1 pseudogene is annotated in these 254 nt (G+C 41.7%); it reads right to left on the bottom strand.

Annotated elements, in window-relative coordinates:
* Nucleotides 1–46: 46 nt before the first annotated feature.
* Nucleotides 47–254: pseudogene (locus tag R0J92_RS24750) on the bottom strand (bifunctional 5,10-methylene-tetrahydrofolate dehydrogenase/5,10-methylene-tetrahydrofolate cyclohydrolase); the annotation flags it as partial.

Raw genomic sequence — 254 nt, 5'->3', positions numbered from 1 at the left:
CAGATTGCAATTCGATTGTCTATTTTACGGGTCAAAGGGGAACAATTTACAGAAAACGTTCTTCAAAACTCTTGACTGTATTTGCTAAAAGCATTGTCACTGTCATCGGACCAATACCACCAGGAACAGGAGTCAAGTAACTGGCGACATTAGCAACAGCATTATGATCAACATCGCCAATGAGACGATTCTTCCCTGTTTCATCTTGAATGCGATTAATTCCCACATCAATGACGATCGCGCCCGATTTAACC

This window comes from Tritonibacter sp. SIMBA_163 (genome assembly GCF_046535935.1).
Lineage (GTDB): Bacteria > Pseudomonadota > Alphaproteobacteria > Rhodobacterales > Rhodobacteraceae > Epibacterium > Epibacterium scottomollicae.
Note: the sequence above shows the minus strand (reverse complement) of the source record. Positions and strands in the feature narration are given on the sequence as shown.